Raw genomic sequence first — 14,496 nt, forward strand, 5'->3', positions numbered from 1 at the left:
CGACTCGCCAACGCCGGCGGTTAGCCCGTCCACTGTCGTTCGGACCGGCCTGGGGCCGCGCGTCAATGGCGTGTACGGCGTCCCTCCGGGGATCAGGGAGACGGGGCACGTGTGCCTTCAAGGCGGGCGATGACCTCGGGCACCGTGAAGTCGTAACCCACTGCACGTGCGCCGGTCCAGTTCAGGCCGATAAGAAGGCCGTTCTGCCGCAAGCCCGGGAGCCAGCGCTCAGTCCAGGTTGCAAGGTCAAGCTCCTCCGGATCGAACCCGGAATAGGCAGGCACTCGTTTGATAATTCGCCGCACGCGAGCCTCGCTCGACCAGAAGGGTTGAGCTCGCTGACCCTGTGAGTTCATGGGGGCTGGGTAGCCGCCGGAGTCACGCACGGTCCAGAGGCGTCCGGTAGGACTGATCTCGGTGAAGAAGGCCGCTGCTTGTGCGGCACTCTGACTCATGCGGTCCATCTTCGCGGCTCGTCCAAGCTCGCGACCACCGGGCCGCCAGGTCGTGGGTGTGCCGAAGTCGGCGGCGCCGGCGGCTGGGGCTGTGGGCAACTTTCGCAGCGAGGTGGCCGGAGCGGGGAACGTGGTGCGGTGGGGGAGGGGTGGTCGTATTGTCTTGGGGATGTCGGAGGAGGCTGCGTCAGGCGTTGTCGGTGACAACCAGCGGTACTGGGAGGCGTTGGCGCCGTACCGTCAGGGGGAGTCGGTCGAGTCCTTGCGGTCCGGCGGGAGTGTGCTCAACGAGGATGAGTGGGCCGCGGTTGGGGATGTTCGTGGGCGTCGGGTTTTGCAGTTGGCTTGCTCGGTGGGGGATGAGGCGCTGACGTTTGCTCAGGTGGGTGCACAGGTCACCGCTGTTGACCTTGCGCCTAGCCATCTGGCCACGGGACGTGCGAAGGCCGAGGCGTTGGGGTTGGTCGTGGACTTTCAAGAGCAGGACATGATGAACCTCGACCCGGACGTGGCTGGGTTCGACCTGGTGTTCATCTCCTGGGGTGGCTTGTGCTGGGTTCCGGACATCGACGCTTGGGCTCGGCTGGTTGCTGAACGGCTCAATCCCGGCGGGTCGGTGGTCATCAGTGAGCATCATCCGTTGTGGGAGGTGCTGACCGTCGCGGAGCAGGGTCGGCTGAGTGTCAGCGGCGACTACTTGAACTCGGGTCGCGATGGGTACGTCGACCCACTCAAGGCGCCGGAGATCACGAGAACGCTGGGAGTTCCGGATCTTCCGCATCGGAGCTTTGTCTGGAGCATCGGCAGCGTCGTCAGCGCGGTACTGGCGGCAGGCTTGACGGTTCGGTCGTTGCAGGAGTTCGCCGAAGCGGACATGTACGCCGGTCTCGGCGACGGGGATCGTTGTATCCCGGCGACCTATCTCCTCACCGCCGTACGCTGACTTCCGGGACGCCGGGTACAGGCGGCCATGCTGACTGATCCGGCATCCGAGCGGTAGGGAGCAGAACGTGTCTGACAACAAGCCCGTGGTCTCGGAACCGAACCCAAAGCTCATCGAGTTGACTGACCGCTTGAGTGGACAGTGGCGCGTCAGCGGACCGGGAATCGAGGGCAAGGCAGAGTACAAGTCTCTGCGCGATGGTCTTCTTCTGGTCATGAACGTCGATTTTGTTGTCAACGGCACCGAAGTGAAGGTCATCCAGCACATCACTCACGATCCACACACCGACATGCTGCGAGCTCGCTACATGGACACCATGGGCGATGACTCCACCTACGAGTGGGTGCTGGACGGACAGAGTCTCCGCGTCAGCCTGAGTGACAAGGCCTCGGATACGTTCTTCGAGGCCAGGTTCAACGACGACAACTCCGAGTACGTCGGTACCTGGCACTACCCCGACGACGACGTACCCGAAGAGCGGATTGCCTACAGCCGAATCGAGTGAAGAGGGGTCAGCGCAGGTGCTGGGTCTCGTTCAGGGAGACGACCTGGTGGCTGAAGTGGGTGTCGTTGCGGACGAGGGTGGTGATGCTGCCTGACGTCAGCGGAAAGAATCCCCGGTCTGTCGACGTCATCGGCATGCCGATCCAGGCAGCGATCAGATAGCTCGATGCGGACCCGTGCGACACCACGATCTGGTTCGCGACAGGTCGACGGAGGATGTCGTCGAGGGCCGGGTACAGGCGTTCGACCAGCGCCATGCGTGTCTCCGCACCCGCTGGGCCGTCGTGATGGCCGAGGCGATCCCCGTACTCCGGAAGTGGGATGCGGCGCTCGGCGAGCCACGCTTGGGGACGCCCATCGGCCTCACCATTACCGCTCGCGAAGCCGCGCGTCAGTCCGAACCTCGACGGAGAACCTCCGAGCAATCTGCTCCGCCGCCTGACTGGCTCGACGCAGATCAGAGGAGTAGACCTCGACCGGCCGCGATCCGATTCTGCTCGCCAGGACCTCGGCGATGCTTTCGGCCTGGTGGTGCCCGCGGGCCGTCAGCTCTGAGTCGTGCCAGCCGCCAACAATCCCGTCAACGTGATGCTGCGCCTCGGGATGCGTGACGAGGTAGATGTGTCTCATCACCGTCCTTCAATCGACCTCTGCAGGCTCAGAGCCTCTCACGCGTACGACCTTGGGCTGATGTGAGCTCAGGGGATGTCTGGGCGGAAACCCTGATGCCGTGGTTGTCCGAGCGGGGATAGCTTGCTCGAGTGGAGACTTTCGAGGTGAGAATCGCGGGGTTCGCCAACGTGGACGAGGCGTTGGCGATGCAGGAGACGATCGCGCGTGTGCTGTGCCCGGAGCCGGAGCACAGCGGGCCGTGCGAGGTCCCGTGGGGCTTCTCGGTGGACGGAGCGGATCAGCTGGTACTCGGAATCTACGCAACCGCCGAGAAGGCGGCCTCAGTCGTCGAGGACGTACGGCGCGCAGTGGACCCACGAGAGGTCACGCTGACGGACGGTACGCCGGGCCGCTTCGACGACCTGGCCGACCAGTACCGCATCGAACACACCGCCCGGTAGTCGACTCGTGAGGTACTACTACCGCGAGCATGAGGCGGCTTATCGGCGGCTCCGACAGCAGGGTATGACGCAGTGGAGCGACCTGTTTGGGGAGACGGAGGACTTCGAGGAGTTTCCGAATCGGGGGTTTCTCGAAGGGGTGCTTGGTCGGCTTGTGTTGCCCTCGGCGTCTGAGGTTGAGGTGCTGGAGTATGGGTGTGGGACTGGGCCGGCGGCTTGTCTTCTGGCGGCGCGGGGCTTTCGGGTGGACGCGGTTGACCTGATTCCTGAGGCGATCGAGTTGGCTCGGCGGTTTGCGCAGGAGCGGGGTGCGGAGGTCAGCTTCGGCGTACAGGACATTTGTGCCTTGGCAGCTGAGCCGGTCGGGAAGCGGTACGACCTCATCGTTGACAGCTACTGTCTTCAATCGATCGTCACCGATGCTGACAGAGCTCGCGTCTTCGCCGCCGTGCGTGGGCGGCTGAAGGACAAGGGCTACTACCTTATTTCGACAGCCATGTATGAGCCGGACCGCAGCTACGACGGCGGCTTCCGGTACGACGAGGCCACTGGCATCTGTTATCAGCAGGGCGGAGCGGGACCAGATGCGGTCGAGATCGACGGCGTTTGGTACGTCCCGCACCGGCGTCACCTGTCAGCCGCAGCCTTGCGAGCTGAACTCAAGGGCGCAGAGCTGCACGTCGTATCGCAGGAAGCGGGCAACCTCGTCTGCACACGGAACAGTTGACGGGGGTGGGTTGCGGCCTCAGGCTCAAAGGCGGGGAACGTTGTTTGCCAGGGGGAGAGGCGCGGGATGAAGGTCTGCATCGTGGGGGCGTCGGGAAAGCTCGGGCGGTACATGGTTCAGCATGCGCTGGATCGTGGTTATGAGGTGGTCGGCGTGTGCCGGCCGGAGAGCGTGGAGAAGCTCGCGGCGTTCAGCGGGCGGATGACAGTGTTCCCAGGGCGGACGGACGACGCCGCGGTGATCGAGCAGGCGGTCGCCGGCTGCGACGGGGTCCTGGTCGTACTGGTCCCCCGAGGCGTCCACGGTTACTCCACCGGAACGGTCCAGGCAGTGCTCGATCACGCGCAGCCGGGCGCTCGGCTCGTTTTCTCGTCCGGATGGCACATCACGCTCGACGGCCAGGACAAGTACTCCCTGAAGCTCAAGGTGATCGTGAAGGTGTTCGGTCCGGTCGCGCGCCTGTTCCGATTCGCCGACCTCGACGATCAGGTCGAGGCGTGCCGGCGAGTGTTCGCAAGCGACACCCGATGGACCGTTGTGCGCGGCAGCGACCTCGAGGAGGGCGACAGCCAGGGCCTGCCGGTCTGGAGCCGGCACGTCGGCGACCCCGTGCTGGAGAGCAACCTGACGCGCCGCGTGGACTTCGCCCTGTTCATGGTCGACGCACTCAAGCGAGACGAACTCATCCACGAGGCCCCGGCCATCGTCGGCCAGCAGACCCCTTCCGCCCTCGCCCAGGCTAGCCGCAGTACGCCTTGAGGAGGACGGCACGCATCGCTTGGGTGATGGGGTGGTCGTGGGCGAGGTTGTCCATGTTGACGACTACGACGACTTGGCGGTAGCCGTCTTTGCTGTTCCAGGCCGCGGTCATGTAGCCGGGGATCTCCGAGTCGTGGCCCCAGGCGTCACCGCAGGGGAAGGTTTCTCGGAGCAGGCCCAGGCCCCAGCCGCCGCCGGGGATGCCCGAGTCGATGGACCCTGGCGGATCCGTGGCGACCGCGTCGATTGTTTGCATCGCCCGCAGTTGGGCGGGTTTGAGCAAGCGGCCGCGCAGCAGCGCGCGATAGAACCGGGTGACGTCTGCAGGGGTGGACAGGATTGCTCCGGCCGCGCCGAGCAGCGTGGGACTGAGCGATGTGAAGTCGACCGGGTCCGGTCCGCCGATGATCCAGTAGCCGTGGATGTACGAGCCAGGGATCGCCGAGGTGGTCGGGTAGCTGGTGTGGTCGAGGCCGAGAGGCTTGAAGATGCGGCGACGTAGTTCGGTGCCGAACGAGTTGCCGGTCGCCGCCTCGACGATCATCGCGAGCAGGAGCGTGTTGGTGTTCGAGTAGTTCCAGCCGGTTCCCGGTGCGTAGAGCGGGCCGTGTTCGGCCGCGATCCGGACCCCCTCGCGAGGATCGAAGATCAGGGTCAGGTCGCCACCTTCGAAGTACGGCGCGAAGACCCGTTCGTCCTGTGCGTAGTCGAAGATCCCGCTGGTGTGGTTGAGCAGTTGGCGGATGGTGATGCCCGCCCCGTTGGGGAAGACGCCCGGGAGCCACATCTCGACGGAGTCGTTGAGTTTGAGCACCCGATCGCCGACCAGTTGCAGAACCACGGTGGCGGTGAAGGTCTTCGTCACGCCACCGATCCGCGATCGGTCGGCGACCCGGATCGGCGTCAGCGGCGCGAGGTTGCCGTACCCACTGGAGTAGCGGTACGTGCGATCACCCACCCGCACGTACGCGACCGCGCCCGGCGCGCCGGCCGCGACCACCTGATCGAGCGCGGCTTGAACTCCGCGGGGCTGGCTGGTCGAGGACCGTGCCGGTGCTGAGGACGATGCCGAGGCGACCGGTGCTGTGGGCAGGCTCGCGGCGGTGGCGAGTGCGATGACCGCCACCCACCGGCCACGGCGCGGCCGGGCAGACTTGTCCGCTGAGAACGACATGAACGGGCTCCTTACGGTGCCGGGATCTGGCCTGGTGCGGGCTGCACCGGCGTGCGGACGGTACGTCGGGTTGCGACGGTGACCGTGATGAGCACGATTCCGAGAATGAGCAGGACGCCGCCCACAACGAGCGCGGCGATGGCGATGGGCAGGACGATCGGCAGGGTGCCGCCGACGCTGACGTCGGCGTCGACACCCGGTGACCCGTCGGCGTTCATCACGAGGACGGACCAGTTGCCGTCGGCAACGTCCCAGCTGAGAGTGCGCGGACCGGTGCCGGTGTCGGAGGCGACCCAGAAGGTCTGTGCGGCGGGATCGGCTGTGGGCGCGTCGCCCGGATGCGGAATATAGCTGACCTTGAACGGGTCGACGTCGAAGTCCGAGACCTCCGAGTGGCCGACGCCGTCGAGGTACTTGGCGACCTCGCCGGCCGGGCCGATGCCGATGAACAGCGGTGTCTGCGCGTTCCTCGACTCGATCCTGATCCGTACGTCGCCGAGCAGGTCGTTGGCGTAGAGCGCGTCGGGACCGGTGATGCCGACATCGAGTGACGGCGCGGTCAACGCATAGGCATCGGTGCTCACGCGTTCGGGACCGGCGGTGTGATAGCCGTTGGCATCGCGTTGACTGTGCGCCCACAGTCCGATCCCGCCGCCGACCAGCAGGCCGCCGCCGAGCAGGATGAGCAGGCTGCCGAGGATCACCCACACAGTGCGCCAGGCGCTCCAGGAACGACGTACCGGTGCTGGAGAACTCGGGACAGGAGTGGCTGGGGTCGTGGTCATGAGACGACCTCGCTCGCGCCGGGCGTCCTGATCATCCAGATGCCGAGCCAGATCATGGCCAGCCCGAGCACGATCCCGAACGGCGGCAGCAGTGACTGGAAGCCGACCAGCCCGCCGATCACGATGGCGATGCAGATGGCGCGCGGGAAGACACCGGCGCGGAAACTCGAGAGGCCGAACAGAGCCCAGCCGATCGCGAACAGTAGATAGCTCGAAACCGCTCCGATCACGAGCAGCCCGGCCGGATCGGCGTCGAGAACCTGAGGTGCGGTGTCGGCCAGGTAGGTCACGTAGAACGTCTCGAACCACAGGTCGCCGCCGAGGAACATCGTGCCCACCAAGGCACCGAACAGCCCCACGACACCGAAGCGGCCGGCCGTGCGCGCCTGCCAGCTGTACGCCGCGACCGCGGCGAGCACGAGCAGACAGAAGGCCACGAAGTACACGACACCGCTGACCCGGTAGACCGAGTTGGTCGACGTACCGACGCGATCGTCGCGATCGACGATCGGGAAGATCACCACCTCGACCACGACCATCAACGCTCCGGCGGCCACCGCGAGCGGACCTGCCAGGCGGGTGAGTGGTGCGCGGGATGCCCTGCTTGATTGTTGCGTCTGCGATGCGTCCAGTTTCGGCATGCTGGACTGCCCCCTCAGCGAGCGGGACCGGCGTTTCCCCCACCAGGTCCCCAGAACGAATGGACCTCCGGTGGTCCTGCCCCGTCCCCGACTGCCAAAGGTGAGACCCGGTGACCGGGCCTTTTTGTACTCTGTCCATAATATGGACGGCGTACAGAAAGAAGTCAACAGCGGAGGTTCGATGGCGACACCGATGGGCCGGCGGACCGGCCGGCCGCGGGCGGTCACGGAACAGGCGATCCTCGATGCGGCCCTGTGGCAGTTGGACGGCGGGGGCGCGGACGCGGTCTCGATCCGGGGCATCGCTGCTCAGGTGGGCATCGCGCCGAACGCCGTGTATACGTATTTCCCCAGCAAGGCGGCGGTACTACGGGCTCTGGTCGAGCGGTTCCTGGGCGACGTCAACCACGACCGGTTCATCGACCGGGAGCTGCCCTGGCGAGAGCGTGTCGAGGCGCTCGCGCTCGAGCTTCGGACCCACCTCGTCGCACACCGGGGCGCCGTTCAGCTTCTCCTCGGTGGACCGATGGACGGCCCGAACGCTCTGACCTTGCGCGAGTCCCTCAGCGAGGCCCTCGCTGACGGTGGTTCGACCCCCGATGACGCCGCCCGTGCGTCGTACGTGCTGCTGGTCTACATCTTCGGCGCCATCGCTCTCGAGGTCGCCGAACTCGACCAGCGTCGGATCGCTCCGACCGAACGCGACCGCGTCTCCACCCGGCGCGCCGTACTCGACACCATCTCCGCCGAGGACTATCCACGGACCACCGAAACGGCCGGCACCATCTCGAAGGACTTCACCACCGAACAGTTCCTCTGGGGCCTGACGCGCATCCTCAACGGCCTTCAGGCGTGAGGGGTTTCACGAACTGGCGGCAGGAGTAGACGCGGGCGAACTCCTGGCGCAGGGCGTCCTCGTGGTCGGTCCAGGCATGGAAGAAGCCCGATCGCGGCATGAGGTCCGTGCGTGATCCGAAGGATCCGCGGGCCTCCTCTGGACCGGATGCGTAGACGTGGAGATAGCGCATCTGTTGCTCGAAACCCTGCGAGCGGTACCAGGTCAGGGTGCCCTCGTCGTCGCGAGTCCAGGCGTCGACCTGGGTTGCTCCACGGGCTTGCAGCCGGCCGCAGATCTCGTCGAGAAGTCCTTGCGCCACGCCCATCCGACGGTGGTCGGGATGCACCGCGATCGTCTCGATGGTCGCGTCGTTGCCGGTCACGCTCGCGTCCAGCAGTCCGATGAGCTCGTCACCGGCGACAGCCACCAGTTCGAGACCGGCGTCGCGCTGCGGTTTGGCTGTCGCGACGTCGTCGTAGTACGTCGTGTCGAGGAAAGCCAGAACGCGGCAGCGCAACCACGGCGTCTCGTCGGTGGGCGTGTAGTCCCGGACGGTCCAGTTCGTCATGCCTGTGATTGTCAGGGAGTGGCGTCCAAGACGGCTTGCATGGTGTCGAGGGCTACGGGGAGGGAGATGTGTTCGTGGGTGATCAGCCACTCGGTGTCCGTGCGTTCGAGGCAGACGGTGGAGCGGAGCCAGAGGCTGCGGCTCGGCGATCCGTCGGCCTGCATTGCGCCGGTGTCCAGGTGGAGCATGTGGGCGATCGCCACGTTGTCGCTCGCCGCGATCTTGAGCTGGTGCGTCTCCAGGCCGATCGGGCCGTCGTACTCGTCGAACCAGCGGACGAAGTTCTTCCGTACGGCGTCAGAGCCGGAGAAGTGCAGCGGCGGGACGACGTCGAAGTAGATGATGTCAGGCGAGTAGAGCGACATCAGCCGCTCGATGTCCTTGTCCCGGCAAGCCTGCTCCCGATCCTCCAACAGAGCCCCAACCTCGTGCTCAGCCTCACTCATATCCAGTGCGTTCCTCTCGTCCGGCTTTCGTCGTCCCTACTACGACGAGACGAACCCCCGGAGTGTGAGGGTGGTGCGCATGACTGATCTCAGGACGAGAGCAGACGCGCGCCTGCGTACGGCGTACGAACTCGTGCGTGAGTTGGATCTGCTCGGACGGTGGAGCCAGTACGGCGACGTGGAGATCGTCGGCTCGGTCGGGATCGGGGTCGTGGTGGCACCCGACATCGACCTGGAGATCCACTCGGACGACCCACAGGTGGCCGATGGGTTCGCGGTGATGCAGCCACTGGCCGAGCTGCCGAAGTCGCGGCGGATCACGTACCTCGACGCCCGGGATCGGCACGAACGGGGGCAGTACTGGAAGCTCGAGTACGAGCTCACATCGGACGAGACGTGGACGATCGACATGTGGGTGATGAAGCACGGTGCCTCGAGCGGTGCGCCGCTAACCGCGGCTGTCCGGGATGCGCTGACCCCGGACCTGCGTGATCGCGTGCTCGCTATCAAGGAAGAGGCTGTTGCGATCGGTGAGCGGGCGTACGGTTACTGGCTCTACCAGGCGGTGCTGGACGCCGGGGTACGGAGCTTTGCCGAGTACCGGACCTGGCTCGGCGACCGGAACATCTACGAGCGCACCGGCTGGATGCCGGGCTGACTCATGGGTTCTTCGAAGTGCCGCCCCAGGACTCGGGGGGTGGGTCGGTGAGGGTTTGGTAGATGGTCCAGCGGTGGCCGGCGAGGTCCTCGGCGGTGTACTGGCGGGCGCCGTAGGCATAGTCGGCCGGCTCGCTCAGGATGGTGGCGCCGACCTGGCGGGCGTGGGCGTGGTGGGCGTCGGCGTCCTCGACGTTCAGCATGACGCCGTGGCATTGCGTTGCCGCACTACGATCCGGCGCGCGCCGGCCGTACTGCTCGTCCGCGTCGCACACCGCGACGATGCCGTTCCCGTACCGGATCCGCGCCCGATGGTTGCCGACTCGCCACATCTGCGTGAAGCCGAACGCCTCACACAACCAGTCGACGGCCTTCCCCACATCTGGATACACCAGCTCCGGTACGACGCTCGCCGTACCCATCGTCACGTTGTCGCTCATGACTCCATGCTGGCGCAGGCCGGGGCACTCAGGCTTGAACAATTGGGAAGTGGGACCAGCCCCACTGGCCGTCGTCGGCGGGCGTGAAGTTCCAGACCAGCCGTTCGGCGGTCTGCAGGAAGTGGCTCGATGGTACGGCGAGTGGTGGGTAAGGGATCTGCCGGAGCAGCCGTACGGCGTCCTCGACCGGGAACCACCGCGCGTCGGTGATGTACCCGTCGGGATCGTCGATGGAGAACGTTGGATCGCCCGCCGAAACCACGTAGTTCCACGACTTCGTCGCCGCCTCGCCGTTGACCGTCGAGATCGTCCGCCACACCAACTCGAGTGCATCCTCGTCCACCCGGAGCCCCGTCTCCTCCCGCAACTCCCGCACTGCACCACCCGCCGGCGTCTCCCCGTCCTCCACAGCCCCACTCGGCAGATTCCAGTACTCCGCATCCCAAGCGTCGTACTGCTCCCGCACCAACGCCACCTGCCCGTCGTACGTCGCGATCACCCCGCAGTACCGCGCAGTCACGACAACACCCCGTCGTACTCCGGCTCGCGCTCCGGTAGGTCCCGGATCGGTGTCGGCAGCTCGAACCGAACATGCCGATCGTGCTCGTCCACGGCCCGTCCGCATCTGCAGGTCTCTTCACTGATCGCCACCTGGAAGAGAGTAGTTGTTCCGGAAGGAGAGTGTCCGGAATGGGGCCTACGGTGGCGGAATGAGCTTGATTCCGTGGGAACCGCCACTGGCGGGTGATGAGTTTGCGCACTTGGTTGGGGCGCTCGAGCGGTTGCGTACGACGTTCCGGTTCAAGGCGGACGAGTTGGATGCGGCCGGGATGCAGGCTCGGATCGGTGCGTCGACGATGTCGATCGGCGGATTGCTGAAGCACCTGGCCGCGAACGAGGACTACATGTTCAAGGTCAAGTTCCGGGGCGAACCGATGGGGGACCCGTGGACCGTGAACGGATGGCACGACGACAACGACTGGGAGTTCAACTCAGCCGTCGACGACACACCGGAGGAGCTGTACGCGTGGTGGGACGGCGCGGTCGAGCGGTCCCGGGCGACCCTGCAGGCGGCGATCGCCGACGGTGGGCTCGACCAGCCTGCGCACATCACCTGGCCGGACGGGCAGCACGCCAGCCTGCGCCGCCTGGTCTGCGACCTGATCGAGGAGTACGGGCGTCACACCGGCCACGCCGACCTCATCCGCGAATCCATCGACGGGCGGGTCGGCGAAGACCCGCCCGACGGCTGGCACCCCGTCGGCGCCAAGACCTCCCAACCTGCCTGACACTCACTTGATCCGCTGCAGAGTCCCGTCCGGAGCGACCGCGACTGTGGTCGTGACCTGGTCGACCTTGAGGTTGATCAGCATCCGTGACCCCTGCCACGACGTGGTGTAGCTGACCGGTGCGTTGGAGCGCGTCGGCACGATGACCGACAGGATCGACGCGCTCCGCCCGGACCGCGTGAACTTCACCACCGGCGCCGGCTTGCGCTTGTCGATGGTCAGGAAGTGCCAGCCCTGGATCGGGTCGGTCTCGCCGGTCGCGACCTTGATCGGCGTCGCGTCCTGCTGGAACGGGATCTGCAGCAGCGTGGTCTTGGTCCGGTCGCCCGGCGCCAGCGCGACGGCCTGCGTGCCATGGACCGTCACCTTCTGGTCCGACGCCAGATGCCACAGCGTCTGGTAGTCCTCGTTCGACGACGACGTACCGCGGTCGAGCACGACCATCAGGTCCGGGTCCTTGAGCACCAGCACGCTTCGCTGCCGATCGATGCCCTCGCCCAGCGAGTCGCTCAGTTCGTAGAACTCCGAGGTCTTCGCGATCGACGACCGCTCCAGCTTCGTCGTGGGGCGCGCCGAGTCCGTCCCCAGCACCGTCATCTCGTTGTGGGCGAACTCGCTCTTCGCCCACACGCGCCAGTCGTCGTTCTTGTAGCCGGCGTGCCCACCGTCGACGAGGATGTCGCGGCCGCGCGCGGTGTACGTGATCGACGTGTGGTCGTCGTGCCCATGCACCGCCCGCGCCGGTCCGAACCGGATACTGTACGACGACTCCTGCGTGAACGGCCTGGTCTCACCCCATCCGGTCCGGCCGAAGATGTACCCGGCGTCGAAGATCCCGACCCGCTGGGTCGGCCGGATCCCGCGGGTCCCGAGGCTGCCGGCGTACTCGAGGGCCCCGGTCCCTGGGAACGGGTAGGTCTTGACCACCTCGGTGTCGCCGATCTGGTGGAGTCGGCCGAGTGAGTTGGTGCCGAGCGCGAGCCACTTCGCGAGTTCGAGCCGGCGCGCCTTGATCGTCGTACCCGGGTCGACGCCACATTGCTGCAGTACGTCGACGGCCCGGCCCCAGAGCGAATAGTTGAACTGCGCGTACGAGGTGGACTGCTCGTTGGTCGAACCCTGCGCGTCGATCGAGGTGGTGATCGCGCTGGTCAACCGGCTGACGGCGAGCTTCTTCAGATCACTGCGACTGAGCGTGCAGCCGACGCCGAACAGCGCGATGCTCTCGTCCGTGCCGTGGTTCCAGGCGCCGCTCCAGTTCTTCTGCAGGAACCAGGCGTGGTCGAGCAACGCCTTGTCCAGCCAGGAATAGGTCAGCGGCAGCCGGGACACGTGCAGTGCGGACAAAGTTGCCTGCCGCAAGCAGATCAGTACGTTCGTCCGGTGCATGGTCGACTCGTACGCGCCGGCGTCACCCTTCCACGAGTACGGATTGTCGTTCACCCAGTCGTGTGCGATCGCGGTGACCCGGGCCAGTGCCTTCCGATCGCCCTTGCCGGCCGCGGTGATCCCCTGCCCGAGCCAGCGCAGCGAGTGCAGCCACATGTACCAACTGGGGTTGTTGTCCGGGTTCACGCGCCAGTTGATGTTTCCCTTGCCGTCGCCGACCTTGTACGGCGCTGTGGTTCCCCAGGTGAAGGTGTCGCGGTAGAGGTTGGCCAGCGGATTCGGCCGATCGATCCCGGAGTACGTCGGGCATGCGTAGCCGTCGCGATGCGGCGGCGCCGGTTTCGTCGACGGGACCGGCGGCGGTTCGGGGGTCCGGAGCACGGTCGGGTCCGGTGCGGCCTCCGGGGTGGAGTCGTTCGAGGGGATCACCAGGGTGACCACGACGACGACCGCGCTCAGCAGCAGGGCGAGGCTGAGTCGCAAGGTCGTGCCGGCCAGGCGAAGGCGGTGCGCGGGCATGGTCGTTCCTCACTGCACGCTCCCGAGGGCATGCGTGTTTACGGTCTAGACCTGTATAAGGACAGGCGTGTCCCGTGAACTGGTCCGGTGATGGTGTCGCCACGGCCGGCGGCTTGGCCACGGCCGTGGGTGTGGGTGTTTTGCGCCTACCTGAACACCGGGAAACGTTGCGTGGCCGCGGGCGTGCGGTGCCTACTCGAGCTTCGCCGTCATCTGTCCCCCAAGGTGAATGCCTCGTCTGTGTGTTTGATGGTTCGACCCACACAAAAGGTTGTCCGGGTCCCCTACTTCGGTTCCCGGAGTGCCCGGAAGGGCAACGCTCAGCGGCCCTGGATCGCCTTCAGGATCAGGGAGTTGCGGGCGTCCTGGCCGACCGGCTCAGTCGTGTGTACGCCGTCGCGCAGGTACGTCGCCGGCCCGCTCGGCTGCGTGGCGAGATACTCGGCCCACCGCACGATCTTCAGATTCGGGTGGCGCGCCGCGACCTGGTCGAGCTGCTGGTTGATCCAGGCGCTGTTCCGCTCGTCGGCGGCACGAACCGCGGCCGACTTCTTGAAGCGGCCGGCGTGCACGTTCACCCAGTACACGGTCCGCACCGGGCCCACGATCGCCATCGTGCGCTCGACCTGCGCCGCGAACGCCGGCGGGTCGAAAATGTCGTTGGTGCCGACCGCCATCACGATCCGGCCGGGCAGGCCGTAGCGGTGTGACCACTCCGCCAGCGCGTCGACCGCGGCCGAGGCCGGCTCACCGGACCAGTCGTGGCTGGCGATCGAGTCGCCCGTCTGCGCCGTCACCAGGTGCTCGAGGGCCGCACCGTCCTGGACGGAGATGCTGTCGCCGAACATGAAGATCCCGTTGAACATCAGCGCGTCCCGGATCTGGTCCTCGGACGCGATCCGGCGGGACAGGTTCTGCCAGGAGCCCAGCTTCCCCGACCCATAGTCTTCCTGGGCCGGCGCAGGATCGGCCGGCTCCGGCGCGCCGCCGATGGACGGCTCAGACGGTTGGCCGGCGGAGGGATCGGGGGCGATGACGTTGCTGATCGCGGTGCTCGGACGCGGGGGCTCCAGCAGAACCAGCAGGCCGCCGATAAGGGTCAGGACCGCAAGCGTCACCGTGATGGCGACGATCGGGTCGATGACATGCTCACGCAGCCGCCGTCGCTGACTCAACAGCCGTCACTCCCCCCAGATTCACGCTTTACCGAACCCTCTACATCCTTCACGCCGCCAACCGTGCAAAAGGTTGCACGATCCGCGGGCGCCCTGCCCGAAGAGAGACTAGAC

Annotated in this window: 21 protein-coding genes; 8 read left to right on the forward strand and 13 right to left on the reverse strand. The window is 66.3% G+C overall.

Features of this window, described 5'->3' with window-relative positions; genetic code table 11:
• Positions 1-92: 92 nt before the first annotated feature.
• Positions 93-455 (reverse strand): DUF2750 domain-containing protein, encoded by a 363-nt coding sequence (locus tag E0H75_RS07390; protein ID WP_131512422.1) that lies wholly within the window; start codon positions 453-455, stop codon positions 93-95.
• Between the two features lie 169 nt (positions 456-624).
• Here E0H75_RS07390 and E0H75_RS07395 point away from each other — a divergent pair, with 169 nt between their 5' ends.
• Together E0H75_RS07395 and E0H75_RS07400 are read left to right on the forward strand one after the other, a co-directional pair.
• Positions 625-1,398 (forward strand): class I SAM-dependent methyltransferase, encoded by a 774-nt coding sequence (locus E0H75_RS07395; RefSeq protein WP_165553505.1) that lies wholly within the window; start codon positions 625-627, stop codon positions 1,396-1,398.
• A gap of 67 nt (positions 1,399-1,465) precedes the next feature.
• Complete coding sequence (locus E0H75_RS07400; RefSeq protein ID WP_131512424.1) at positions 1,466-1,903, forward strand: hypothetical protein; 438 nt, start codon at positions 1,466-1,468, stop codon at positions 1,901-1,903.
• Positions 1,904-1,910: 7 nt separating this feature from the next.
• Here E0H75_RS07400 and E0H75_RS07405 read toward each other — a convergent pair whose 3' ends face one another.
• A complete protein-coding gene (locus tag E0H75_RS07405) occupies positions 1,911-2,327 on the reverse strand; it encodes a histidine phosphatase family protein (protein ID WP_272948882.1) in 417 nt (138 codons plus the stop codon).
• The gene (locus E0H75_RS44550) at positions 2,272-2,532 is read right to left on the reverse strand and encodes a histidine phosphatase family protein (RefSeq protein ID WP_272948883.1); all 261 of its coding nucleotides are present in this window, start codon (positions 2,530-2,532) and stop codon (positions 2,272-2,274) included. The genes E0H75_RS07405 and E0H75_RS44550 overlap by 56 nt, the downstream gene beginning before the upstream one ends.
• Before the next feature lie 146 nt (positions 2,533-2,678).
• On the opposite strand from E0H75_RS44550, the gene E0H75_RS07410 reads away from it, so the two are divergent.
• The 3 genes from E0H75_RS07410 (at position 2,679) to E0H75_RS07420 (ending at position 4,461) form a co-directional block, all read left to right on the forward strand.
• A complete protein-coding gene (locus E0H75_RS07410) occupies positions 2,679-2,975 on the forward strand; it encodes a hypothetical protein (protein ID WP_131512425.1) in 297 nt (98 codons plus the stop codon).
• A 7-nt stretch (positions 2,976-2,982) separates the two neighbouring features.
• Positions 2,983-3,702, forward strand: a complete 720-nt coding sequence (locus E0H75_RS07415) for a class I SAM-dependent methyltransferase (protein ID WP_131512426.1) — start codon at positions 2,983-2,985, stop codon at positions 3,700-3,702.
• Positions 3,703-3,783: 81 nt separating this feature from the next.
• Positions 3,784-4,461 (forward strand): NAD(P)-dependent oxidoreductase, encoded by a 678-nt coding sequence (locus E0H75_RS07420; protein ID WP_238162880.1) that lies wholly within the window; start codon positions 3,784-3,786, stop codon positions 4,459-4,461.
• On the opposite strand, the gene E0H75_RS07425 is transcribed toward E0H75_RS07420, so the two are convergent.
• Genes E0H75_RS07425 through E0H75_RS07435 form a run of 3 tightly spaced genes read right to left on the reverse strand, consistent with a single transcriptional unit; the run spans position 4,442 to position 7,061 of the window.
• Entirely contained in the window at positions 4,442-5,635 is a 1,194-nt protein-coding gene (locus tag E0H75_RS07425) for a serine hydrolase domain-containing protein (protein WP_131512428.1), read from the reverse strand. The genes E0H75_RS07420 and E0H75_RS07425 overlap by 20 nt on opposite strands.
• Positions 5,636-5,646: 11 nt before the next feature.
• A complete protein-coding gene (locus E0H75_RS07430; protein WP_131512429.1) occupies positions 5,647-6,420 on the reverse strand; it encodes a hypothetical protein in 774 nt (257 codons plus the stop codon).
• On the reverse strand, positions 6,417-7,061 hold the full coding sequence (locus E0H75_RS07435; protein WP_131512430.1) for a hypothetical protein: 645 nt from the start codon (positions 7,059-7,061) through the stop codon (positions 6,417-6,419). Before E0H75_RS07435 ends, E0H75_RS07430 begins: the two co-directional genes overlap by 4 nt.
• 181 nt (positions 7,062-7,242) lie before the next feature.
• Here E0H75_RS07435 and E0H75_RS07440 point away from each other — a divergent pair, with 181 nt between their 5' ends.
• Positions 7,243-7,917, forward strand: a complete 675-nt coding sequence (locus E0H75_RS07440) for a TetR/AcrR family transcriptional regulator (protein ID WP_131512431.1) — start codon at positions 7,243-7,245, stop codon at positions 7,915-7,917.
• Here the strand turns inward: E0H75_RS07440 and E0H75_RS07445 are convergent.
• Positions 7,898-8,467 carry a GNAT family N-acetyltransferase gene (locus E0H75_RS07445; protein ID WP_131512432.1) on the reverse strand — a complete coding sequence of 190 codons (570 nt, stop codon included), beginning with the start codon at positions 8,465-8,467 and terminating at the stop codon, positions 7,898-7,900. The two genes, E0H75_RS07440 and E0H75_RS07445, sit on opposite strands and share 20 nt — an antisense overlap.
• An 11-nt stretch (positions 8,468-8,478) precedes the next feature.
• The gene (locus tag E0H75_RS07450; RefSeq protein ID WP_131512433.1) at positions 8,479-8,913 is read right to left on the reverse strand and encodes a YybH family protein; all 435 of its coding nucleotides are present in this window, start codon (positions 8,911-8,913) and stop codon (positions 8,479-8,481) included.
• Positions 8,914-8,992: 79 nt separating this feature from the next.
• Here E0H75_RS07450 and E0H75_RS07455 point away from each other — a divergent pair, with 79 nt between their 5' ends.
• Positions 8,993-9,571: a hypothetical protein gene (locus tag E0H75_RS07455; RefSeq protein WP_131512434.1), complete on the forward strand. Its 579-nt coding sequence runs from the start codon at positions 8,993-8,995 to the stop codon at positions 9,569-9,571.
• Position 9,572: 1 nt separating this feature from the next.
• Here E0H75_RS07455 and E0H75_RS07460 read toward each other — a convergent pair whose 3' ends face one another.
• From E0H75_RS07460 to E0H75_RS44555, 3 genes are read right to left on the reverse strand one after another with little or no spacing between them, the layout of a single operon-like run.
• Positions 9,573-10,010: a VOC family protein gene (locus E0H75_RS07460; RefSeq protein WP_131512435.1), complete on the reverse strand. Its 438-nt coding sequence runs from the start codon at positions 10,008-10,010 to the stop codon at positions 9,573-9,575.
• 28 nt (positions 10,011-10,038) lie between these two features.
• Positions 10,039-10,530, reverse strand: a complete 492-nt coding sequence (locus tag E0H75_RS07465; RefSeq protein WP_238162881.1) for an NUDIX hydrolase — start codon at positions 10,528-10,530, stop codon at positions 10,039-10,041.
• Positions 10,527-10,661 (reverse strand): hypothetical protein, encoded by a 135-nt coding sequence (locus E0H75_RS44555; protein WP_272948884.1) that lies wholly within the window; start codon positions 10,659-10,661, stop codon positions 10,527-10,529. The genes E0H75_RS07465 and E0H75_RS44555 overlap by 4 nt, the downstream gene beginning before the upstream one ends.
• Positions 10,662-10,720: 59 nt before the next feature.
• Between E0H75_RS44555 and E0H75_RS07470 the strand changes: the two genes are divergently transcribed.
• On the forward strand, positions 10,721-11,299 hold the full coding sequence (locus E0H75_RS07470) for a mycothiol transferase (protein ID WP_131512437.1): 579 nt from the start codon (positions 10,721-10,723) through the stop codon (positions 11,297-11,299).
• 3 nt (positions 11,300-11,302) lie between these two features.
• Here E0H75_RS07470 and E0H75_RS07475 read toward each other — a convergent pair whose 3' ends face one another.
• Together E0H75_RS07475 and E0H75_RS07480 are read right to left on the reverse strand one after the other, a co-directional pair.
• Positions 11,303-13,207 carry a heparinase II/III domain-containing protein gene (locus E0H75_RS07475; RefSeq protein WP_131512438.1) on the reverse strand — a complete coding sequence of 635 codons (1,905 nt, stop codon included), beginning with the start codon at positions 13,205-13,207 and terminating at the stop codon, positions 11,303-11,305.
• A 320-nt stretch (positions 13,208-13,527) separates the two neighbouring features.
• Entirely contained in the window at positions 13,528-14,382 is an 855-nt protein-coding gene (locus tag E0H75_RS07480; protein WP_238162882.1) for an SGNH/GDSL hydrolase family protein, read from the reverse strand.
• Positions 14,383-14,496: the final 114 nt, after the last annotated feature.

The sequence above is a fragment of the Kribbella capetownensis genome, from assembly GCF_004331485.1.
In the GTDB taxonomy this organism is placed as follows: Bacteria; Actinomycetota; Actinomycetes; order Propionibacteriales; family Kribbellaceae; genus Kribbella; species Kribbella capetownensis.

Coding starts and splice junctions, on each gene's coding strand:
- E0H75_RS07390 (WP_131512422.1), bottom strand. CDS start 455: ATGAGTCAGAGTGCCGCACAAGCAGCGGCCTTCTTCACCGAGATCAGT.
- E0H75_RS07395 (WP_165553505.1), top strand. CDS start 625: ATGTCGGAGGAGGCTGCGTCAGGCGTTGTCGGTGACAACCAGCGGTAC.
- E0H75_RS44550 (WP_272948883.1), bottom strand. CDS start 2,532: ATGAGACACATCTACCTCGTCACGCATCCCGAGGCGCAGCATCACGTT.
- E0H75_RS07425 (WP_131512428.1), bottom strand. CDS start 5,635: ATGTCGTTCTCAGCGGACAAGTCTGCCCGGCCGCGCCGTGGCCGGTGG.
- E0H75_RS07430 (WP_131512429.1), bottom strand. CDS start 6,420: ATGACCACGACCCCAGCCACTCCTGTCCCGAGTTCTCCAGCACCGGTA.
- E0H75_RS07435 (WP_131512430.1), bottom strand. CDS start 7,061: ATGCCGAAACTGGACGCATCGCAGACGCAACAATCAAGCAGGGCATCC.
- E0H75_RS07440 (WP_131512431.1), top strand. CDS start 7,243: ATGGCGACACCGATGGGCCGGCGGACCGGCCGGCCGCGGGCGGTCACG.
- E0H75_RS07445 (WP_131512432.1), bottom strand. CDS start 8,467: ATGACGAACTGGACCGTCCGGGACTACACGCCCACCGACGAGACGCCG.
- E0H75_RS07450 (WP_131512433.1), bottom strand. CDS start 8,913: ATGAGTGAGGCTGAGCACGAGGTTGGGGCTCTGTTGGAGGATCGGGAG.
- E0H75_RS07455 (WP_131512434.1), top strand. CDS start 8,993: ATGACTGATCTCAGGACGAGAGCAGACGCGCGCCTGCGTACGGCGTAC.
- E0H75_RS07460 (WP_131512435.1), bottom strand. CDS start 10,010: ATGAGCGACAACGTGACGATGGGTACGGCGAGCGTCGTACCGGAGCTG.
- E0H75_RS07470 (WP_131512437.1), top strand. CDS start 10,721: ATGAGCTTGATTCCGTGGGAACCGCCACTGGCGGGTGATGAGTTTGCG.
- E0H75_RS07475 (WP_131512438.1), bottom strand. CDS start 13,207: ATGCCCGCGCACCGCCTTCGCCTGGCCGGCACGACCTTGCGACTCAGC.